General features: G+C 65.1%; 17 protein-coding genes. 7 read left to right on the plus strand and 10 right to left on the minus strand.

Annotation, left to right across the window (positions count from 1 at the left end):
- Window positions 1-145 precede the first annotated feature (145 nt).
- Window positions 146-3847, plus strand: a complete 3702-nt coding sequence (locus AX744_RS10585; RefSeq protein WP_061016788.1) for a hypothetical protein — start codon at window positions 146-148, stop codon at window positions 3845-3847.
- A gap of 46 nt (window positions 3848-3893) precedes the next feature.
- On the opposite strand, the gene AX744_RS10590 is transcribed toward AX744_RS10585, so the two are convergent.
- Window positions 3894-4544 (minus strand): hypothetical protein, encoded by a 651-nt coding sequence (locus tag AX744_RS10590; RefSeq protein ID WP_061016790.1) that lies wholly within the window; start codon window positions 4542-4544, stop codon window positions 3894-3896.
- A 264-nt stretch (window positions 4545-4808) separates the two neighbouring features.
- Between AX744_RS10590 and AX744_RS10595 the strand changes: the two genes are divergently transcribed.
- From AX744_RS10595 to AX744_RS10605, 3 genes are all read left to right on the plus strand, one after another.
- Entirely contained in the window at window positions 4809-7559 is a 2751-nt protein-coding gene (locus tag AX744_RS10595) for an NACHT domain-containing protein (protein ID WP_149084206.1), read from the plus strand.
- A 76-nt stretch (window positions 7560-7635) separates the two neighbouring features.
- Window positions 7636-7953 carry an ArsR/SmtB family transcription factor gene (locus AX744_RS10600; RefSeq protein ID WP_061016796.1) on the plus strand — a complete coding sequence of 106 codons (318 nt, stop codon included), beginning with the start codon at window positions 7636-7638 and terminating at the stop codon, window positions 7951-7953.
- Window positions 7950-8909, plus strand: a complete 960-nt coding sequence (locus AX744_RS10605; protein WP_231728787.1) for an arsenate reductase/protein-tyrosine-phosphatase family protein — start codon at window positions 7950-7952, stop codon at window positions 8907-8909. The genes AX744_RS10600 and AX744_RS10605 overlap by 4 nt, the downstream gene beginning before the upstream one ends.
- Here the strand turns inward: AX744_RS10605 and AX744_RS10610 are convergent.
- The 5 genes from AX744_RS10610 to AX744_RS10630 all read right to left on the minus strand — a co-directional run bounded on the left by AX744_RS10610 (window position 8891) and on the right by AX744_RS10630 (window position 13293).
- Window positions 8891-9580, minus strand: a complete 690-nt coding sequence (locus AX744_RS10610) for a winged helix-turn-helix domain-containing protein (protein WP_061016798.1) — start codon at window positions 9578-9580, stop codon at window positions 8891-8893. The genes AX744_RS10605 and AX744_RS10610 overlap by 19 nt on opposite strands.
- The gene (gene pstB, locus AX744_RS10615; RefSeq protein WP_082738487.1) at window positions 9577-10350 is read right to left on the minus strand and encodes a phosphate ABC transporter ATP-binding protein PstB; all 774 of its coding nucleotides are present in this window, start codon (window positions 10348-10350) and stop codon (window positions 9577-9579) included. Before pstB ends, AX744_RS10610 begins: the two co-directional genes overlap by 4 nt.
- A gap of 92 nt (window positions 10351-10442) precedes the next feature.
- Complete coding sequence (gene pstA, locus AX744_RS10620; protein ID WP_061016800.1) at window positions 10443-11357, minus strand: phosphate ABC transporter permease PstA; 915 nt, start codon at window positions 11355-11357, stop codon at window positions 10443-10445.
- Complete coding sequence (gene pstC, locus AX744_RS10625) at window positions 11357-12313, minus strand: phosphate ABC transporter permease subunit PstC (RefSeq protein WP_017201968.1); 957 nt, start codon at window positions 12311-12313, stop codon at window positions 11357-11359. Before pstC ends, pstA begins: the two co-directional genes overlap by 1 nt.
- Before the next feature lie 14 nt (window positions 12314-12327).
- Entirely contained in the window at window positions 12328-13293 is a 966-nt protein-coding gene (locus tag AX744_RS10630; RefSeq protein ID WP_231728788.1) for a PstS family phosphate ABC transporter substrate-binding protein, read from the minus strand.
- A 252-nt stretch (window positions 13294-13545) separates the two neighbouring features.
- Between AX744_RS10630 and AX744_RS10635 the strand changes: the two genes are divergently transcribed.
- A complete protein-coding gene (locus AX744_RS10635; RefSeq protein ID WP_017201966.1) occupies window positions 13546-15015 on the plus strand; it encodes an FAD-dependent oxidoreductase in 1470 nt (489 codons plus the stop codon).
- Here AX744_RS10635 and AX744_RS10640 read toward each other — a convergent pair.
- A complete protein-coding gene (locus AX744_RS10640; RefSeq protein WP_061016804.1) occupies window positions 14989-16161 on the minus strand; it encodes an MFS transporter in 1173 nt (390 codons plus the stop codon). The genes AX744_RS10635 and AX744_RS10640 overlap by 27 nt on opposite strands.
- On the minus strand, window positions 16158-16502 hold the full coding sequence (locus AX744_RS10645) for an ArsR/SmtB family transcription factor (protein ID WP_017201964.1): 345 nt from the start codon (window positions 16500-16502) through the stop codon (window positions 16158-16160). Before AX744_RS10645 ends, AX744_RS10640 begins: the two co-directional genes overlap by 4 nt.
- A gap of 83 nt (window positions 16503-16585) precedes the next feature.
- Between AX744_RS10645 and AX744_RS10650 the strand changes: the two genes are divergently transcribed.
- Window positions 16586-17890 carry an FAD-dependent oxidoreductase gene (locus tag AX744_RS10650; protein ID WP_061016806.1) on the plus strand — a complete coding sequence of 435 codons (1305 nt, stop codon included), beginning with the start codon at window positions 16586-16588 and terminating at the stop codon, window positions 17888-17890.
- Between the two features lie 61 nt (window positions 17891-17951).
- On the plus strand, window positions 17952-18110 hold the full coding sequence (locus tag AX744_RS20305) for a hypothetical protein (protein WP_017201962.1): 159 nt from the start codon (window positions 17952-17954) through the stop codon (window positions 18108-18110).
- 96 nt (window positions 18111-18206) lie between these two features.
- Here AX744_RS20305 and AX744_RS10655 read toward each other — a convergent pair whose 3' ends face one another.
- Together AX744_RS10655 and AX744_RS10660 are read right to left on the minus strand one after the other, a co-directional pair.
- The gene (locus tag AX744_RS10655) at window positions 18207-19607 is read right to left on the minus strand and encodes an FGGY-family carbohydrate kinase (protein WP_017201961.1); all 1401 of its coding nucleotides are present in this window, start codon (window positions 19605-19607) and stop codon (window positions 18207-18209) included.
- On the minus strand, window positions 19604-21024 hold a 1421-nt coding region (locus AX744_RS10660; RefSeq protein ID WP_061016808.1), incomplete at its 5' end, for an FAD-binding oxidoreductase. The genes AX744_RS10660 and AX744_RS10655, both read right to left, overlap by 4 nt.

The raw sequence follows: 21024 nt of genomic DNA on the forward strand, positions 1-21024 counted from the left end.
CCAACTCTTGCCACCTTCCTGCCCGGCGCAACGCTTTCAACGCGTAGCAATCAACGAGGATGTCGTTGGCCTACGCTTGAATGCTTGCGTGGGGAAGAGCAAAAACACTCGTAGAAACAAGCGGCCTCGATCTCAACGGTCGGCGGTGAGCACCGTGCAACGGGAGCCAGACGCACTCGAACTGGCCTTGTCAGCGTACGATCCGGACGAGCTCTGGACGTTGATTTTCGCCGCCGCCACGTCCCCGGGCAACAGGCATCGGTCGGTGACATTGGGAAGCAGCTTCGCGGCTGCGCTACGAGCCTCCGCCGCTCCGGCGCCGGACGAGTACCAACCGCTGCCGTCGATCCAAGCACTGTCCGATCTAGCGGCTACCACCTATGGGATCGGACTGGAGCGTGAAGATTTTATCGCCACCGACCCCACCCGAACTGTCTTCCTCGCCGTCGGCGCTGAGCCGCTGCGCGCGGTGCCTGGCCTCACCGAACGGCCGGTCGCCGACCTCACGCGTGCGCTCAGAATGGCGGAAGCGGTAGACGGTCGCCTCCACCGGCGATTTCGATTCGGTATCGCGAACGTGGTGAACGTGGCGATGAGGTACGGCGATTTCTGCGTGCGCCACCTTGCGGACGCATGGGTACCAGCCCCGGACCTGGAGCTCAACGATGAGGTCTCATTGCCGGACGTTGAGTATGAAGCGACGCGGGCCTTCCTCAACCTGGATCCCCTCGACCACATCGAACTCGGTGAGGCTGACAAAAGGGCGTTGGAATGGATGACGAACTCCGCAAGTAGGGCCGCGTTCGACGTGGAGAGTCTCTCCAGTCCGTTCGAAAGGTTCCTTCGCTTTGCTGACACGGCGGGTGGACACCGATGGGTGCCGCCACTCTTCATCCCGGAGATCATGGCTCATGCCGCCCGAGAGCTGGTGTCTGCGCTCGACCGAGACAGCCAAGCACGAAAGGCCCTCCGGAGCTCTTGCCTGAACCAGATCCGTCAAGCCCTGTGGCGTTTCTCCCACCAGTTGATCGAACCCCCGCCCTCCAGCGAAGGCGCCGCCATCCCGCTTCGAGGGATTGACGTTCAGTGGTTGGTACCAGTGAATCCGTCCACTTTCATCGCCGTCTCGGTCATCTACGTCCCCGACCTGGGGGCCTCGCCGCCGCCATACATCGGCTCAGTGGAGCTGGCGAAACAGGTGAGGGCGCAATCCGGCCCTGTGCCGGTGCGGATGGCGGGCGGGCGACGCGGAACCATCAAGTCGGGCGCGGAGGTCATCCCGTTGACGGTGTTCGCGGCGCCCGGTCACATCGCTGTGCCGCAGGCGGTCGGCGAGGCAAAACTCGCGCTTGAAGACCTGACATGGATTGCGGAAACTGCCACGTCCGACGATGATCTTTACGCATTCGCGCGGGATCTGAGCGCTCCCGATTTCCCTGAGAGCTTCGGGTGGGAGGCGATCAACTACTGGGAGCCGTGGAAAGCTAATGGCAAGTCTTTTTTCAAGGGTGGTGTGGTACCCAATGCCGTCTACTTTGAAGCGCACGCGGGCGAGGCCGAGTGGGATCGAGCGGTAGAGCTATCGGATCTCGAAGTGGCGCTCATCGGGGTTGGGCTTCCACCGATTCGAGACCTCCGAGCGGCAGAAGTCGCCCCGGGGCCCGTCGCAAACGTCGCGATAATCGCAGGCGACCCCACGTATGACGCCACCCGCGGTGTCAACACCGCGCCGAGTGTTGACGGGTGGTCGCTCGCTCTCACCGAACCCCCCGTTGCCGTGGCACGGGGGGTTCTAGAGGCAGCATCTACCGACCACCGACGGTTCGTCTTCGACTTATGCGGCGGGCTAATCTACGGCTTCGCTGCGCTTGGTGATCGATGGCGTTCCGCGCACCAGGCGATCGATGTGCCCGGATACGTCCTCTACCTCCACGTATCGGAAGCAGTCCCGGGTGAATCGTCCGGCGTGGTCACGCCGTATCTCGACCCGCATGTGCGTGCCATCGACGAACCGGTCAACGTTTTGTGGCGCATCGATGTCGAGGGCTTCGCCGACTCAGCGAATGGAGATCCGCAGGCGGCGAATCTCCTAACAGCGGACGCAGTGTTCGATCTGCTCCGCGCGGGAGGCATGGATGTCGACACCGCAGCGGCGCTCCGCGACCAGTGGCGCACAGCGAAACCCTTTCTCATCTTGGAGATGAAGCAGGCACGGACCACTCTCAATCACCTGCCTGATCCGTGGCGTCTACGACCCTCTGACGAAAGCCGTATGGTTGCGGCGTTGGGGCGACGACTCCACGATGCCGGCGTTCAACCTGGCGAGTACCGAGCGGATGATGCGAATCGACTTATCCGCGAACATCTTGCGCCCCTTGCTCTCGAAACCCTGACTGAAGGAATCAAGAGCCACGATGGGAGCGAGGTGGTGCTGACGGGTATGGAGCAACTGGCGAGGGTGATGGACAGCGCCATTCATCAGCAAGACGATCTATCCCGAGTCGCAGCGAATCTCTCGACCGAATGGGATCCGCTCACCCGCACGGCCGAACTCTCGGCGGAGACACTTCAGCTTCGTCAATGTAACGAGATCGTGGTGGAAGCCGCCCTGCGCATCCTGGACAAGCCGGCGGCGACGAAGCCGATCACTCCTCAGGCATGGAGCGGTCTCCTTGCCGCCGCAGATGCGTACCTCACCGCGACCACATTGAGCGAGCGGATGTATCACCAAGTCGCGCCCGCAGTCATCACCCTCAGCCCGATGTACGAGCTGACCGTGGACGACGATCCGCATCCCGACGCATCGGCGTGGGGCCTACGAAACGACGAACTGACCCGTGCAGCTGCGGGCATTCGGCTGCACGGCACGCAAGACGACGACTCGCTGCAACAGGCGAACGAAGAAGACCACGTCGAAGATGCGTTCCAGCAGGCATGGGGAGCGACGTCGCAGGACATGTTCTCCACCCTCGCCGCGCTCGCAAAGTGGGAGACGTTTGAGCCAGGCAGGACGACTGCCCACGTCACCGTGGCCGAGGCCACAGTGTGGGTCTGTGATGCGCTGGGCTCGGGCGCGGATGAGTCGCAAAGATCGCGTGTCGAAGCTGCCATCGAGATGCTCACGAGCACGGCCGTCCAGATGCAAGCCGTGGAGTGGAAGCCCTGGCAAACGCGCACTCGGCGCCATCGGCTCCTCGTGCAACCGCTGGTGCAAGATTCGGATGGACGACTCATTGTCAGCCCCCAGTACCTGCTGACCTCCTTTCAGGTCTACTACCGCCACCTCCTCCAAGGGGTTCTTCCCTGGGCGGGAGACGTTCCTCAGCCTGTCAGCAACGCGCTTGCGGACCGCCGTGCGCGCCGCAATATTCGGTTCGAGAGATTCCTTCAGAACCGGCTAGAGGAACTCGGCTACACCACGGTCGCCCGCGTGAAACCCAACGACCACGCGCGGCTCGGCGTGCCGACTCTCACCACCGAGGTCGACCTCGTGTGCGGACGCCCTGGCGATAGCACCATCTGGTTGATCGAGGCGAAGGACCCTGCGTCGGTGCATGGATTCGCTGAGACGGCGCGACAACTGCGCACCTTCTTCCGCGACCAGGTAGGAGACCGCGGGACCAAGCCCAGCTACACAACTCAGCTCGCCCGCAAGGAGAGCGAACTAGCGCCCCACGTCGCGAGCATTGCGACGCGTCTCGGGATCGGCGACCCCCCTGACGGCGAGGAGTTTCACCTAAGCACCCTCTTCGTAACCCGAAACCTCACTCCGGCAAGCTACGTCGACGAGCAGTTTCAGGTTGAGACGGCGACGGAGTTTCTCGCAGCTCGAGGCCACACACATTAGACGACGTGTGAGCGGTGCGCGCTACGCCGTTGCGTTGCCACGAGCTCTATCGCCACTTCTGACCTTCGATAATCCGGGCCAGAGCTGCTACGTCGCCGCCACGCCTGAACCATTCCACAGGGCTGTGCTGACCGTCGGTGACCATGGTCGACTGCGGCGTCGCCATCAGAGCAGATACCGACATCCATCCCTTGTCTTTTACGATGTCGATGATCTCGGTTAGGTGCGGTAGGAGTTTCCCCGGCGAGGAGAGGCTGAACTGCCACGACGGAAAACGCCGGGACTGTGCAACATCGACCATGTACAACTCGCCGCGGTCGGCGGCAGCAAAGAGCGACTCTTCGTCCATATGCAAGAAGCCAGCGGCTGCGGAAGCAGATACGGTCTGGAGCACGCTCGTCAGAAGAGTGCTCGCTACACTCGCGAGAAGACCCCCGCGAGCAACTTCGATCGATGTCGCCTCGAGCGACTCTGGCGTGAACGCCTTGGACTGGATGAGATAGCTGACCTCCTGCGGAGTCAGCTCTTCCTGATCCGCGATCGGTCGCTCTGCGCGGAGCTGGTCAGTCAGCGCTCGAACGATGAAGTCCCCGTCCGCGTTCAACCGGCCGACGGCGTCGACGAACGCCGCGATCGCATCGGTGGATGGCTGTGCCTGCCAAGGGCGGGTTCGTGGCTGGCCTTTGGTTTCATCCATGTGCGACAGCGTAGATGAGCCTCCGCTGGAAGGGGAGGTCTCCCGGGGAATCGACGGCGCGCATCCCATAGAGCCGATGACAGTCGGCGAGATCGCAGACGTCGTCTGCTGGGCCCGGGCGCGCCTGCGGGTCTGGTTGGGGCGCGTTCGCTCGCTACCCAAGAGAACCCCGACGCTATCGAACGCCTCTGCTTGCTTGGTTCAACCGGATGGGAGAACAGCACTGGTGCAGAATGTCACTGGAGCGCCTGTTCGGCGTCGACGTTGACCCGGAAGGACTTCGTGGGCCACTACAACCTCAACCGAATGGGCTGGCAGCAATTCGAGCACATGCTCCAGGCGCTCGCGAAGGCTGAGTTGGGCAATGGTGTCAGGCCGTTTGGTTCAGGTAGGGACGCGCAGCGCGACGCTACGTTCGACGGCCGCGTCGACTTCCCGGTCGGGGCGGGCGCGAAATGGGATGGCTACGGCGTCATTCAAATGAAGTACAACGAGAAACCGGTCTCAACGACGGCTGACTGGCGGTGGTTCCTTGACGAGGTCCGCTCCGAGCTGCGTGGCTGGCTCGTAAAGAAGAGGGTCGGCGAGAAGACGCCGGAGTACCTGCTTTTCTCCACCAACGTCGTGCTGACCGGGACGAAAGACACTGGCGGTCGTGACCAGTTCGACCAGCTTCTTGCCGCCAACGCAGAAGACTTGGGGCTGCGTGGATGGTACGTGTGGGACTACGACGAGATTCGCGTCATGCTCGACACCCACACGTCTATTCGACAGCGATACCTAGAGCAGATCGTCACCGGCGACTTTCTTGCGCAAGTCGCCGAATTGCTCCCCGAGAAGACGGCTCTCGAGGCGGATCGGCTCGCTGGGCACGCCGTCGCCGAGCTGATCAACCGGCAATGGGTTCGAACGGGCGATGCGGGGTACAACGATGCGTCGAAAGTGACACTCGCGGACATTGCAATCGATCTGCCCTTCACGGCGGGCGTGACCGCGGACGCGGAAGGCCAGTCGCGGAGGATGACCGCCGCCGAGACGGTGCGCATCGGCGACCTCCACCTGTCAACCACCGCCGGCCGTGGGCCCCATGGGGTGGTCATCGTCGGAGGCCCGGGTCAGGGCAAGAGCACGATCGCCCAAGTGATCGCCCACACGTATCGTGTCGCCTTCCTCGCTGACACGAACGTCGAGGAGTACGGCGAGAGGGCTAAGCGCGCCTTCGATGGCCTCGACACACGGCTCAGGAAGGCGGGTATCCCGAACCCGCAGAAACGTCGATGGCCGTTCGTGATCGAACTGGCGAAGGCGGGGGCCGTGATCGCATCCTCCCCGTCGACGTTTTCGTTGCTCACCTACATCGCCGATTCCATACTGATTCGGGGGAAGAAGTCGGACCCGAGTGCGTTGCTGGACTGGTTGCGCACCTGGCCGTCATGCCTCGTGCTCGACGGCCTTGATGAGGTGCCTGACGCGAAGATCCGCAGCCGGCTCATCGAGGCGGTCACAGCGCTGGTGAGCGAGCTGAGCTCGGAGAAGGCGGACGTGCTCTTCGTCGCCACAACACGCCCACAGGGGTATCGACGGGAGTTCGACGACGCGTTTCCCTGCACGCAGATCACCCTGTCTGAACTCACCGAGACGGAAGCGATCAGCTACTCGGAAGCTCTCACCGCGTTGCGGGCAGCCAATGATCCAGACCTCGCTGAGCAGGTTGCACAAAGGCTCATCACGGCGGTCCACGAACGAGTCACGCAACGACTGATGACCACACCGTTGCAGGTGACGATCATGACGGCTCTCGCTGAAGAGGCAGTCGACCTTCCGACGGATCGATTCGAGCTGTTCGACCGGTACTATCGCGTCGTCTACGACCGTGAACTGGCGAAAAGCGAAGCCTTCACGGAACTGAAGTCGCTGCGCCCCCACATCGACCATCTTCACGAGCAGGCCGGGCTCAAGTTGCAGGCACGAACTGAGCGACCAGGGAACTCGGACGCTGTCCTCACGAAATCCGAGATCTCGCGTATTCTTCGCCACCGGCTCAGCTCGGCCGGATTCGAAGAGAGTGAATCGGAGTCGATCGCGACGACCCTCCTCAAACTTTCGACGGAACGACTGGTCATGCTCGTCTCTCCGAAGACATCGAAGTACGAGTTCGAAGTGCGATCGTTGCAGGAATATATGGCGGCTCGCGCGATCACCGATGGTGACGAACAGGTCGTCTTGCAGAACCTGCGCGAACTCGTTCCATCGAGTCACTGGCGCAACACGTGGCTGCTCGCGGCGGGACGCCTGCTGAAGCGTCGAGAGCACCTCATCGATGACGTCATCGACATCGTCGTTCGATACGACATTCAATCTGCCGAGTCGCCGATCACAGCCCTCGGCGCGAGCCTCGCTGGCGACCTCTACCTAGACAACTTCGGGATCGAGTTCCCGGCGACACGACGCAAACTCCTCAGCGCCGCTGTGAACCAGTTCGCAGATCTCGCTGATGGCATGCCGGCCGGCGTTGCGAACCTTCTGGCGACTGCGTTGGAACAAAGCGAGCGAGAGCACGCCATCGTGCTTGATGCCCTGCACGAGCTCAGCCGCGAGAACCCGTCCAACCTTGCCACCCGCGCATTGAGCGACAATCGCACCGGTATGTCAGATCTCGCCAAGCAGGCACGAACGACGTTGACCGAGGGTCGGAAGTACATTAGACCCGAACCCGGACCGATCCACGCTGATGCGGCGATCCTCGCACGTGCTCTCGCCCGGGCATCCAACCCAGGCGCGGAGGTCCTACTCCTTGTCGAGCAACTGCAGACGCCTGGTGCTGTCTGGCGGGGACGTTCGCTCGGAGTCTCGGTCGACATGCTGATTGCCCTTGAGAGAGACGCCGCTCGCCCCGCCCTTGCAGCTGCCGCGAAGAGCTTGTCTCAGAGCAGCCCGGCAAGCGCCGCCCTCAGTATCGAGCTCCTCCGGTTGCACGCCGCGTCGAAGCTTCGAGGCGACACGTTCGCAAAGTAGTCACACCGCCGTCGCGCACGACTCAAGCACAAGCACAGCTGAGAAGCACGCAACGTTCGGCAACTAGAATCATGCCGTGACCGCTCAGCCTGCACCGAAGCCTCGGCTCGGAGGTGCGCTCGAGCGCGGTGCGGCCGAGGAACTTGCCCGCACGCTGCGAGCTGTCGCCGACCCGACTCGCCTGCAGATCTTGAGCATCATTCTGGGATCCGCGGACGAACGTGCGACTGTCGGGCAGCTGGCGGACATGCTCGGTTTGCGGCAACCAACGGTGACGCACCACGTCCGGATACTCCTTGATGACGGGTTCGTCACGAGGGTGCAGGATGGCAAGCTCGGATGGATCTCCGTCCATCCCGAGCGTCGTGCCGCGGTCGAAGATTTTCTCCGATGAGCGAGAAGCACACGCACCGTGTCGGGCGACCACTCGACGAGCAGGCGGCTCGGGATCGCGCGGTGCAGGTCGCAGTACTCGGTAACCCCGAGACCCTGCGCACCCTGAGCGCCTTGGCATCCGGTATGCACGAATCTGACCTTGCCGGCGAACTCGGTATCGATTCCACCGGTGTCGATCAAGCGCTCAGGTCATTGCAGATGGCCGGTCTCATCCGGCGCGAGAAGAGCGATGCATGGATGCCAACGATCGACGCGTGGGTGCGTTTCGGACGTCTGCTCAGCAGCGATTCTCTGACAGCGGGATCCCCAGAGAATCCCGTGATGGCGCTTCCTCGTGCGGTTGGCACCGTGGTTGAAGACCTCGCGTATCGCTTCAGTTCTACGTTCAGTCGAGAAACGGTCGCAGGATACGTCGCTCAAAGCTATCGGCTGCTGAGCCAACGGACGCGGGTCCGTGAGCACCTGTTGACGATGACGGCGCGGTACGCCGCGGACCGCCTAGACGCTCTCGCCACGGCCCAAGGCCTGGTACTACGGGACACCCCGGAGGTGCTATTCGTCTGCGTGCAGAACGCTGGGAGGTCGCAGATGGCGGGGGCGTTCTTGCGGCATTTCGCGGGCGGACGTGTTCACGTGCGCACCGCCGGGTCTGCTCCATCGGACACAGCGCATCCTCGCGTGGCTGCGGCGCTGAGCGAAGTCGGGGTTGAGCTGTGGGGCGAGTTCCCCAAACCGCTCACGGATGAAGTCGTGCGTGCGGCGGACTACGTCATCACGATGGGGTGCGGCGACTCGTGCCCGATTTTCCCCGGGCGACGCTACATGGAATGGGATCTCGCCGATCCGCTCGAGCTCGATGATGTCGGTCTTCGCGCCGTGCGTGATGAGGTCCGCTCACGGGTTCTTGACCTTCTTCAGGAACTGGGCATCGAGGCTCAGGAGGCGAGCCGGTAGCCGGCGACGCGGACAGTTTCGATCAGCGCCTGTGCTGGTGCGAAGGCGGCCAGTCGCGAGCGGAGTTTTGTCATTGCTACCCGCACTGAGGCGTGGGGATCTTCGAGGTCGGATCCGAAGGAAAGTGCTAGAGCGTCGATGCTCACACTGTCTGGGTAGGCGCGGATGATCTGATGCAGCAGCTCGAATTCTCGTGCGGGTAGCAGCAGCGCGTGATCTTGCCAGCGCAGGCTTCTGTGCGAGACGTCGAGCGTCAATTCCCCGATACGCAGTGTGCGATCTGGAGGGGCGGATCGTGGATGCAGCCGTGACACTTCGCGCAGTCGGTCCGGGGTGACGGGGAGTCGGACGGTACCGCGCACTCCGGCACTCATCGCCGCTGCGATTGTCGCGGTTTCCGTCGCATCGGAGATACCCAGGAATAGGGCACCGTCGCACACGGGACCCGCGATCTGGATGATCGCGGCGAGCTTCTCGAATGGTTCTCCGCTGCCGAGGACGAGGGATGCGTGATGGTCGTGCGCGAGGTCAGCGAGCGCTTCGACGACTTCTGCGTGGACGGTAACGGGGACTCCCGCATGGCGGAACTCGGCAAAGCTCCCGCGCAGTACGTCGGGTCCGCGTCCGTGGAGCACGAACCGCGGGTTCCCATCCCTGCCGGTGTCGGTCATCCGAATCGTCCGCTGATGTAGTCCTCGGTCCGCTGGTCTTGTGGCTGTTCGAAGATGTTGCGGGTGAGGTCGTATTCGACGAGCACGCCGGTGCGGTCACCGGTGCTCTCGTCGGCGAGGGCGGTGAAGAATGCGGTGCGATCGGCCACGCGCGCTGCCTGCTGCATGTTGTGGGTGACGATGATGATCGTGTAGTCCTTGCGAAGCTCGTGCATGAGGTCTTCGATCCGAGACGTGGCGATCGGGTCAAGGGCGGAGCAGGGCTCGTCCATCAGGATCACGTCGGGTTGTACAGCGATCGTCCGCGCGATGCACAGGCGCTGCTGTTGACCGCCGGAGAGGCCGAACGCGGATTGCTTGAGCTTGTCCTTCACTTCGCCCCAGAGGGCGGAGCGGGTCAGTGCCTCTTCGACGAGGTCGTCCATGTTGTCGACTTTCATCCCGGTGACCCTAGGGCCGTAGGCGATGTTGTCGTAGATCGATTTCGGGAACGGGTTGGGCTTTTGGAACACCATGCCGATCCGCCGACGGACCTCGATCGGATCCACGGCTTTGGCGTAGATGTCCTCGTCTTGGAAGAGGACGGTGCCTTCCACGCGGGCACCGTCGACGAGGTCGTTCATGCGGTTCAGGGAGCGCAGCAGCGTTGATTTTCCGCATCCGGAGGGGCCGATGAGCGCGGTGATCTCGTTACGCCCGAACTCGAGGTTGACGCCGGTCACGGCCCGGAACTCGCCGTAGTACACGTTGACGTCTTCGCAGCGGATCAGGCCACTGGGGGTGGCGGCGAGCCGTCGTGTTTCGGCGGCATGGAAGTTCGTGTGCGTCGCTGTCGCGGCGCTGCCTGTGGGAGTGCTCATGGTTACCACCGTTTCTGGAACTTGTTGCGGATGAAGATCGCGAGCGCGTTCATCAGGATGAGGACGGCGAGCAGCAGGATGCTGGTGGCGCCGGCGAGTTCGTGGAAGCCTTCTTGCGGGCGGCCGGTCCAGTTGAAGATCTGGATCGGCAGCGTGGTGTAGCCGCTGAGGAGCCCGTTCGGGTCGAAGGTGATGTACACCAGCGCGCCGAGCACGAGCAGCGGGGCGGCCTCCCCGAGTGCGCGGGAGAGCGCGAGGATGGAGCCGGTTGCGATCCCGGGAACGGATGCGGGGAGCACTTGTCTCCACGTGGTCTGCCATTGTGTGGCGCCGAGTGCGAGAGATCCGTCGCGAATCTCTCGCGGGACCGCGCGCAGTGCTTCTCTGGTCGCGATGATGATCACCGGCAGGATGAGCAGTGTCAGGGCGAACGCCCCGCCGATGACGATGTTCTTGTTGGTGACGCCGAGCATCGAGAGGAACGCGAGCGCGAGGAGCCCGTACACGATCGAGGGCACTGCGGCGAGGTTCTGCACGTTGAGTTCGATGAACCGGTTGAACCACCGCTTCCGGTCGGCGAACTCTTCCAGGTGCACGGCGGCGGCGATCCCGAGCGGGAGTGTCATCACGGCGGTCGCACCGATCGCCCACACGGATCCGAGGATGGCGGGCCGGGCTCCGGCCTCGTCGGGGTCGGCGGAGGGGAAGTTGAACAGCAGCGCCGTGGAGAGCTTGTTCTGCCCGGTGAGGAAGATCGTGATCAGAAGGGTGATGAGCACCGCGAACGCGACGAACAGGGAGAGCCACAACAGCAGCAGGAACGCCAGTGCGCTCGGGCGCATCTCACCGTTGCGGCCGGTCGCGATGGGGGCCGAAGCGCGCAACGGCTGCGTCGCGGTCGTCGAGGTGGGGGACATCAGTAGGCCTCCCGGAAGCGGCGGACGAAACGGATGCTGATGAAGTTGATCAGCAAGGTGATGAGGAACAGCAGCAGCCCGACCGCGAACAGGGTGTTGTATTCGAGGCTCCCGACCCGGGAGTCGCCGAGCGCGGCGTTGGCGATGAATCCCGTCATCGTCTGCCCCTGATCGAGCGGGTTGGTGACGAGTTGCGCTTGGTTGCCGGCGGCGATGGCGACGATCATGGTTTCGCCGACCGCTCGGGAGATGCCCAGTACGACGGCCGCGACGATCCCGGACAGGGCGGCGGGGAACACGACGCGGAGGGTGGTCTGCATCCGGTTCGCCCCGAGCGCGGCGCTGCCCTGGCGGAGCGCCTGCGGGACAGCGGACATGGCGTCTTCTGCGATCGACGCGATCGTCGGGATGATCATCACACCCATGACGAGGCCCGCCGCGAGAACACTGAACGCCCCGGTTGGAAGGTGAAGCCAGTCCCGCAGGACGGTGCCTTGCACGAACTGCAGGGCGAAGAACCCATACACGACCGTGGGGATGCCCGCGAGGATCTCGAGCAACGGTTTGAGAACCTTGCGGACGCGGGGGCGGGCGTACTCGGCGAGCAGCGTTGCAGCCCCGAGCCCGAACGGCACCGCCACGAGCAGCGCGATGAGCGTGGTCCACAAGGTCGCGGTGACCAGAGGCAGCACGCCGAACGACGCGTCCGCGAAGCGTGGCGCCCACCGGGTGCCGAACAGGAACTCCAGGACCGGGACCTCGGCGAAGAAGCTCAGCGACGGGATAAGCAGCGCGATGAGGATCCCCACCGTCGTCACGACGGTGACGGCTGCAGCCAGGCGCAGGGCGAGCTTGATGAGGAACTCGCCGGGGCGGCGGCGGCCGGCGAAACTGCTGGCGGGGGCAGGGGCCCGGCCAGAAGCCGGACCCCCACGCCGTTCAATGATGGCGGTCATGGAGCGTGCGGTGCTCAGCCGAGCGAGGCGAGCTCGTCGGTGGCGGTGGTGACCTGGTCCTCGGTCAACGGCACGAACAGTGCACGCTCAGCGATCTCCGCGGAGTTGGCGACGTAGAAGTCGATGAACGACTTCACCTGCTCCTTGTCGACGTACGAGGCGTTGTTCACGTAGATGAACAGGGGGCGACCCAGCGGGGTGTAGGTGCCGTCCTGCACGGTCTCGGTGCTCGGCATCACGCCGTCGACGGCGACTGCCTTCACGACACCTTCGTTCTCTTCGACGTAGCTGAGGCCGAGGAACCCGATCGCGCCGACGTCTCCCGCAACGCCCTGGATGGTGATGTTGTCATCTTCGGAGGGGCTGTAGTCGGTGCGGATCGCACCGTCTTCGCCGTTGATCTCCTCGGTGAAGTAGTCGAACGTGCCCGAGTCGGTGCCGGCGCCGAAGAGCGTGATGGCCTGGTCGGGGAAGCTGGGATCGACCTGGTTCCAGTTCGTGATCTTGCCCTCCGCCTCCGGCCCCCAGATCAGGTTGAGCTGCTCAACGGTCAAGTCCTCCGCCCAGTCATTCTCCGGGTTCACGATGACTGACAGGCCGTCGTTGGCGGCGACGATCTCGGTGTACTTGATGCCGGCGGCCTCGCAGTCCGCAGCTTCCTCGTCCTTGATCGGACGCGACGCGTTGGACACATCCGTCTCGCCGGCGCAGAACGTCTTGAAGCCACCACCGGTACCCGACGTCGCGACCGAGACGTTCACGCCGCTCTCCTCATCGCGGAACAGGTCAGCGGCGGCCTCAGTCAGCGGGGCGACGGTCGACGAACCGTCGGTGTTCACCGAACCGGTCAGTCCGCCCCCGCTCGCGCCGGATCCAGAGGTGTCACCACCGGAGGGCTGCCCGCCGCACCCGCTCAGGGCTAGTGCCCCGACCAGGACCAATGCGGTGGACGCGAAGATCTTTGCTGTGGACTTTCGCACGTGTGCTTCCTTCATCTCAGGTATTCGAGGGATGAAGCAGCCGAGTCGCCGCTTCACATAGATGCTTGTCTATCCGACGTAGTTATAGAAGGCTATCTATATGAACGCGGGGTTAACGGGGGCGAAAGGGTTCGTTGATCTTCCCGCCCGGGTGTCGGATCGTGCCGTGATCGACGCGATGATCAGGTGCGCGGACGTCGCGCGCGTCAGTGAGGCTTCGCAGGCGGCGAGGTCTCGACAGAAAGGACTCACATGCACCTGGTCGTGATCGGGGGAAGTGACGCAGGAATCTCCGCGGCGCTCCGTGCCCGAGAGGTGGACGAATCCGCTGATGTGACGGTCGTCGTTGCCGATGCATACCCGAACTTCTCGATCTGTGGCATCCCTTACTACTTCTCGCGGGAGGTGCAACCGTGGCAGTCGCTCGCACATCGCACGCTTGCCGATCTGGAAGCGGCCGGTCTCCAGGTGCGCACCAACACGCTCGCGACGGGCATCAGCGTCAATGCCCGCACACTCACCGTGCGGAACAACGGTGGAGCGGAGTCCGCCATTCCTTACGATGCGCTCGTCGTCGGGACGGGCGCATCCGCCTCGACGGCGGGTATCCACGGGACCGACCGGCTCGGGCCTGCGGACGGGGTGCATACGCTCCACACGATGGGTGACACCTTCGCTCTTGAGAACTACCTCGATGAGCATCAACCGTCGACGGCAATCATCATCGGCGCGGGGTACGTCGGCCTCGAGATGGCCGAAGCGCTCACCATCCGCGGGCTCCAGGTCACGCAGCTGCAACGCGGACCCCAGGTGCTCTCCACCCTCGACACGGAACTCGGAGCGCTCGTGCGCGACGAGCTCGACCGCAACGGCGTCACGGTGGAAACGGGCATGCAGGTGCACGATATCGGCCGCGACAGCGGGCTCCTCGCGGTCCAGGGCACCCGCGACGGTGCCCCGTTCGTGCGTCGCGCCGAGCTGGTCCTCGTCGTGGTGGGTGTGCGCCCCAATGTGGAGCTCCTCACCGGAATCGGGGCACGAACCGGAGCCGGCGGCGCCGTCATCGTGGACGAACGGATGCAGACAGGGATCCCGCAGATCTGGGCGGGCGGGGACGGTGTGATCACCCGTCATCGCCTTCTCGGCGACACGTATCTTCCGCTCGGCACGACCGCGCACAAACAAGGGCGAGTCGCGGGCGCGAACGCGGTCGGCGCCGATGCGCGATTCCACGGCAGCCTGGGAACCCAGGTCGTGAAGGTGTTCGACCTGGTGGCTGCCCGCACGGGCCTTCGAGATCACGAAGCCGAAACCGCGGGGCATCGACCGCACAGCCACACCGTCACTGCCGACGACCACAAGCGCTACTACCCCGGTGCCACCCCCATCCACATCCGCGTGACCGGAGACTTCGAATCGGGGCGTCTCCTCGGCGCGCAACTGCTCGGATCGCGCAGCGCCGAGATATCCAAGCGCGTCGATACGTTCGCGACAGCACTGCACCACAGCATGTCCGTAGACGCGATCAGCGACCTCGACCTGTCCTATACCCCGCCGCTCGGCTCCCCCTGGGATGCGGTGCAGATCGCTACCCAAGCGTGGAGCACGTCAACCCGCGCAGCGGGATCAACGACCCCTGTCCACGCCGGTGCGTCTCGCAGCTCGGAGGCGGGCGGCATTGACCGGGCGGCGAGATCAGGTGAAGCGGGCGAAAATGAGTGAAAGCCCGGCGAACCCGACAGCAACCCATGCCATGGCGGAGTACGACCCCGTCGCCACCGCGATGAGCGGGCCGAGTGCGGGACCGACCGCACCGATCGCCGTGATCGGTGCGGCGAAGACACCATTGATCGAGCCGTAGTTCCGCGTGCCCCACCGGTCAGCGACGGCAGAGCCCTGCACGAGCGTCTGTGCACCGCGCACGGCTCCGACCCCCACGCCGATACTGATGAGCAGCCACGGCGGCCCAGGCACGATCGCGAGCAGAGCAAGCCCGATGACGCTCAGCCCCGCCGTCGCCGCCAACGCCACCCAGGGTGCGGCGGCGTGTGGGATGGCGACATACAGCAGTCGGCCGATCACCTGGCCGGCGCCGAGCAGCCCCAGCGCCCAAGCGGCGACCTCGTACGTCATCCCCTTCTCAGTGAACAGAGGAATGATCGCGAGTGTGACGCTGAACAGCGCCGCCGCCAAGGTGAGCATCGACGCCTCAAGCATCCAGAAGCGCCGCGTGCGCACCACGCTCGCCACCGTATGGTGATCGGCCGACGCATCATGGACGACGGGCGGCCAGGACGACTCGAGAAAGAACCAGTGCAGCGGTGTGGTCGTCACCACGAGGACGACGGCGAGGACAAGAAACACCGACCGCCAATCCATCACCGTCAGCAACACGGCGACGATAGGAGCGAAGACGGTCGACGCCAATCCTCCCGCGAGGGTGAGGATCGTCATCGCACCCCGGCGGCGGTCTCCATACCGGCGAGCGATCACCGTGAACGCGGCCTGGTACAACACCGCGGCCTGCGCGGTCCCCGCCACGATCCACCCCGCCGTGAACACGACAAGATTCGGCGCGGCCGCGACGATGACCAGCCCACCCGCACCGACAATGCTTCCCGCGGTCATGATCATCCGAGGCCCACGCTCGTCGAGCCAGCGCCCGACAACGACGCCCGCGATCGCCGACGCAGCGAGTCCACCCGAGAACGACAACGTCACCAGCGCCACGGGCCACCCTGTCGCGTCCGCGATCGCGGGCGAGGCGACGATCAACGCATAGAACAGAACCCCCCAGCTGATGACCTGCCCCAGCGACAGCGCGACAAGCCGCCCCCCGAACCGGGAGCCCGGGGCCCGGGCCGTCACACCGAACGCAGGGTGTCCGCGGCGGCGTCCAGCGCCCCGTCGGTGATCGCGAAGTATGCCCACTTCCCTCGCTGCTCGCGGGTGACAAGCCCCGCGTCGGCGAGCAACTTCATGTGGTGCGACACCGTGCCCTGCGACAGTCCGACCGGCGCGGTGAGGTCGCAGATGCACGCCTCCCCACCGTCACCGGCGGCAATCAGCGACAACAGGCGCACCCGTGTCGGATCCCCGAGCGCTTTGAACACCCGTGCGACGCGCTCCGCGTCCTCGACCGTGATCGCTGCTGTCACCCGAGGGGCGCAGCAGGACGTCGAGGTGTCGAGGGTGGCAGGAAGACTCATGACACCAGTATCGCACGCATTGACAAACTTCGATAGGAGGAGCAGGCTATTCATATTGAAGTTTTTCGATTTGAGGAGATGTGATGAGCGAGCTTCCCGTCGTAGTCATCGGCGCCGGCCCCCAAGGGCTTGCTGCGGCCGCCCACCTGACGGAGCGTGGCATCGCCGTGACGGTCGTTGAGCGAGGCGATGGGCCAGCTGCTGCGGTGTCCGAGTGGGGGCATGTGCGCCTGTTCTCCAGCTGGCCGGAACTCACCGACACGGCCGCCCGGCGTCTGCTGGAGCCGACCGGGTGGACCGCACCGCACTCGGGCTACCCCACGGGAGCCGAATGGGTCGCCGGCTACCTGGACCCGCTCGCCCGCGTCTTCGGTGACCGCGTCGTCTACTCGACGATCGTCACCGGTGTCGCCCGCAAGGGCCGGGATCTGATGGTCGACAGCGGCCGTAAGGGGCAGCCGTTCATCGTGCATACCCGGGACACGCAGGGGGCAGAAGGGCGGATCTCCGCGCGCGCCGTCATCGACGCCAGCGGCACATGGACGCTCCCGAACCCTGCCGGGGCGGACGGGCTGCCCGCGCTCGGCGAGCGGGCCGCGGTCGCGGCCTCACGGATCTCGTACCGCATCCCGGAGGATGTCTCCGCGTGTGCGGGGCAGCACCTGGTCGTGATCGGTGCCGGGCACTCCGCAGTGCATGCCGTCCTCCGGCTGAGCGAGCTGGCGCGCAGAACCCCAGGCACCCGGGTGACGTGGCTGCTGCGTCGCGGTACGACGGGCAACGTCTTGGGTGGTGGAGCGGGCGATGAACTGCCCGAGCGTGCAGCTCTGGGCACCCGAGCGCGCAAGGTGATCGAAGCCGGTGTTGTCGAGGTGGTGACGGGCTTCCGCGTCGCCGAGTTCCACGACGAGGCGGCGGGGCTGCGCATCGTCGCGGAGAACGGCAAGGAGGTCGACGGGGTGTCCCGCGTGTTCGCGCTGACCGGATTCCGCCCCGATGTGAGCATCCTGTCGGAGATGCGCATCGACCTGGATGCGTCCTTGGAGGCGGTCGCCGGGATCGCGGAAGAGATCAACCCGAACGTCCACTCCTGCGGATCGATCGGCGCCACCGGGGCCCGCGACCTCACCCAGCCCGAGCCGGACTTCTTCATCGTCGGCGCGAAAAGCTACGGGCGCGCCCCCACCTTCCTCGCTCTCACCGGGTTCGAGCAGGTTCGCAGCGTCGCCGCCCACCTCGCGGGCGACCATGCAGGCGCCGAGCGCAATGAGCTCGTCCTTCCCGACACCGGCGTCTGCGGCGGATCCGGAGACTTCGACGGGGCCGGCAGCAGCTGCTGCGCAGCGCCCGTCATCCAGCTCGAGCCCACCCGCGTCGCCGTCGGCTGACCGGCCGCTCGAACCACCACCCAGCGCCCCGCCGGGCGCAATCAACCCAAGGAGTACTCACATGGCCAACCAGCTGATCGAGAAGAACGTCACGATCGAAGACCCCCGCGACGGCACCCCGCTCGCCGTCACCATCCAGCTCGAGCTGGATCTGTCCGACTGTGCATGCACGCCGCGCACGCCCTCCCTGGGCAACCCAGTTGGATACGGCTCCAAGTAGACCTGGACGTCGAACCTCGGCCCCGCGAAGGGGAGCTCTTCCACCTCGGGCGAGCTCCCCTTCTGCATGTATCGCGGGACATCTGCCGTGAGTGACTTATGGGGAGAACAGCGTCCGCACGCGGGGAATCACTCGTCTGTACGTCTGACGGACTTCCCCGTACGCGCTGACGAGTTCGAGGTCGGGCTGAATTTCTTGTCCTGTCCCCACCATGGCAGTGATGGCGTCAGCCCAGGTGGGGTGCAGCCCCGTCCCGACGGCCGCGCAGATCGCTGCCCCCATACCAGCTGCGTCACGTACACGGGGTGTGCGCACGGGTACCCCATATACGGCAGCCAGGATGCGCAGCATGAGATCCGATTCGCTTCCACCGCCGGTGACGATGAGGGAACGACGGTCTCGCCCGAGCGCGCGGCGCGCACGGGCGTCAGCGCTCTCGGTCTCGATCGCGAGCGCCTCGAGGATCGCCCGATAGATGTGGAACCGTCCCTGCGTGCCGTCGAAGCCGACCAGCGCCCCGCGCCGCCACGGCTCATCCGCGGGCGCGAGCCAGTCCAGAGCAGCGACGAGGCCGCCCGCGCCAGCCGGGACGTTGTCGGCACCGCGGTTGAGGTCATCTTCCGACGTTGCCTCGATGGACCCGGATACGACGTCGCGGAACCAGCTGACCGTCCACATGCCGCGTCGCACTCCGGCGCTTTCGTAGAGGTATCCGCCGGGCTGTGACGAGAAGTTCGTCCACACGTCTGGATGCGGTGGCAGCGGACGATCCCCTGGCGTCATGGTCGCGACGTACGTGCCCAGGGACAACAATGCGTCCCCCTCGTCCTGGAGCCCTGCACCCAGGGCTTCGACGGCCTTGTCGTTCGACGTCGCGATCACGGGGATTCCCGCGGGCAGACCGAGCAGCAGTGCTACCTCGGAGGCGAGAGTGCCGAGTGCCTCGCCTGGAGCGACCAGGTCGAACAACATCTCCCGTCCCAGACCCACACGCTCATACTCGGCGGCATCCATGCTCCAGGCCCAGTGTGCAGTGTCGATAGGCCAGCTGCCCTGTACGTTGCCCGCGGCATCCTGGCGCTCTCCGGTGAGCTTGTGAGTGATGTACCCCGACGAAGTTGTGACGTACACCGCCTCGTCGGTTTCACGCTCGTACGCGCGCGGCAGACGCTCGTCCATCCAGCTCATGACCGGCTGGGCGAGCGATCCGTCAGCGCGCAGCACGGCCCGGCAGAAGCGGATCGTGCACAGGCCGATGCCGCGGATCTCGGCCGGATCCCCCGCGAAGTCGGCGACCGCGGCGCGCGTCGCGGCGACGATCGAGTCCCACAGGTCGTCGTCCGGATGCTCCCATCGACCCGGCGCGGGCGACGAATACGGCCGCAGCGCGACACGGGCGCTCGCGTGCACGGTCCCGTCGCCGTCGACGATCAGGACCTTCGTGCTCTGCGAGCCGTTGTCGATCGCGACGACGTACCCCGCCGCCGACGCGCTCACGCCCGCGTCGCCATCTCGGCCTCGGGCGTGGCGACGTCGTCCAGGGGATAGATGGTCCCGCGGTTCATGATCCCGCGCGGGTCGAGCCCGTCCTTGAGGGTGCGCAGCAGCCGGTAGGCGCTGCCGTGCTCCTCATGTGTCCACGGCGTGCGGTACTTGCCGATGCCGTGGTGGTGCACCATGGAGCCGCCGAGGCGCAGTGCCTCCTCCACGACGATCGCGTTGAGGGGCTCGTGGTACTCGGTGATCTCTTCGCGCGGCTCGCAGGCGATGTCGTAGTCGTAGACGAAGTACAAGTTGGTGCCGGTCTGGTAGCTGTGCGAGGAGTGCGCGCCGAGCATCCGCAGGTCCGCCGCGCGCGGGAACTCGGTGCGTGCGCGGCGCATGACGGACTCGAACAGTTCCTCGACGCCTGACCAGTCGATCGATACCTCGGTCGTGTAGCCGAGGCGCGCCTTCTCGAGCATCTCGCGCTTCTCGGCGTCGATCTTGTCCTGCCCCCAATTGAGGTTGTCGAACCAGTTCTCGATCAGTGCGGGGTCGACCTTCTCGTGCGGGATGCTGGCGAAGATTTCCTCGACGCCGGCGGCTGTGGCGTCGGCCACGCCCTTCGGTCCTTCGGCGACGACCACGACCACGGCCTTGCCGTCGGCGAAGTGCGAGAAGTGCTGCGCGGCGTCCTCCTCGGAGTACGCGCGTGCCACCGACGGGCGGTAGCCGGCGACGATGATCTCGCGGAGACCTGCCACGCCCGCCGGGAGCGAGTCGACGAGGTACCCGAGGAAACGATTGTTCTCCGGCTGGTAGGTGAACACCTTGACGGTGACCTCGGTGATGACGGCAAGCGCGCCCTCGTTGCCGATCATGATGTGGCGGATGTCGGGTCCGGCGGCGCGTCGCGGCACGTTCTTGATGCGTACGACCTCGCCGTCGGGCAGCACGGCTTCGAGCCCGATCACCATGTCCTCGATCCCGCCGTACAGCGTGGAGAACTGGCCGATGGACCGGGTCGCGACCAGTCCACCCATCTGCGCGAGCGGCTTCGACTGCGGTGAGTGCCCCGTCGTGAGGCCCTGCGCCCGAAGGGTGTCTTCGAGCAGCTGCAGCGGAACGCCGCACTGGGCCGTGACCATCATGTCGACGGGGTCGATGTCGAGGATCGCGTCCATTCGCGAGCCGTCGAGCACGATCGAATCCTCGACGATCGTCTCGAGTCCGCCCTCGGTCGCGGTGCGGCCGGTGCGGGGCACGACGTTGACGAGGTTCTCGTCCGCGAACGCGAGGATCGCCGACACGTCGGCGGTGGACCGCGCGTAGGCGATCGCGGAGGGGATCGGACCGTCGAAGATGCCGTGCACGGATGTGTACTTCTTGAAGCGGTCGACGCTCGCCTCGCGCAGCGCCTGCGCCTCGGTCT

Source organism: Microbacterium sp. CCH5-D1 (assembly GCF_001557335.1).
GTDB lineage: Bacteria > Actinomycetota > Actinomycetes > Actinomycetales > Microbacteriaceae > Microbacterium > Microbacterium oxydans.

What these genes read in the sequence shown, in the direction of transcription:
- AX744_RS10650 (WP_061016806.1), top strand. Translation starts at nt 16,586, where the DNA reads ATGAGCGAGCTTCCCGTCGTAGTCATCGGCGCCGGCCCCCAAGGGCTT.
- AX744_RS10590 (WP_061016790.1), bottom strand. Translation starts at nt 4,544, where the DNA reads ATGGATGAAACCAAAGGCCAGCCACGAACCCGCCCTTGGCAGGCACAG.
- AX744_RS10635 (WP_017201966.1), top strand. Translation starts at nt 13,546, where the DNA reads ATGCACCTGGTCGTGATCGGGGGAAGTGACGCAGGAATCTCCGCGGCG.
- pstA (WP_061016800.1), bottom strand. Translation starts at nt 11,357, where the DNA reads ATGTCCCCCACCTCGACGACCGCGACGCAGCCGTTGCGCGCTTCGGCC.
- pstC (WP_017201968.1), bottom strand. Translation starts at nt 12,313, where the DNA reads ATGACCGCCATCATTGAACGGCGTGGGGGTCCGGCTTCTGGCCGGGCC.
- AX744_RS10645 (WP_017201964.1), bottom strand. Translation starts at nt 16,502, where the DNA reads ATGAGTCTTCCTGCCACCCTCGACACCTCGACGTCCTGCTGCGCCCCT.
- AX744_RS10610 (WP_061016798.1), bottom strand. Translation starts at nt 9,580, where the DNA reads ATGACCGACACCGGCAGGGATGGGAACCCGCGGTTCGTGCTCCACGGA.
- AX744_RS10605 (WP_231728787.1), top strand. Translation starts at nt 7,950, where the DNA reads ATGAGCGAGAAGCACACGCACCGTGTCGGGCGACCACTCGACGAGCAG.
- AX744_RS20305 (WP_017201962.1), top strand. Translation starts at nt 17,952, where the DNA reads ATGGCCAACCAGCTGATCGAGAAGAACGTCACGATCGAAGACCCCCGC.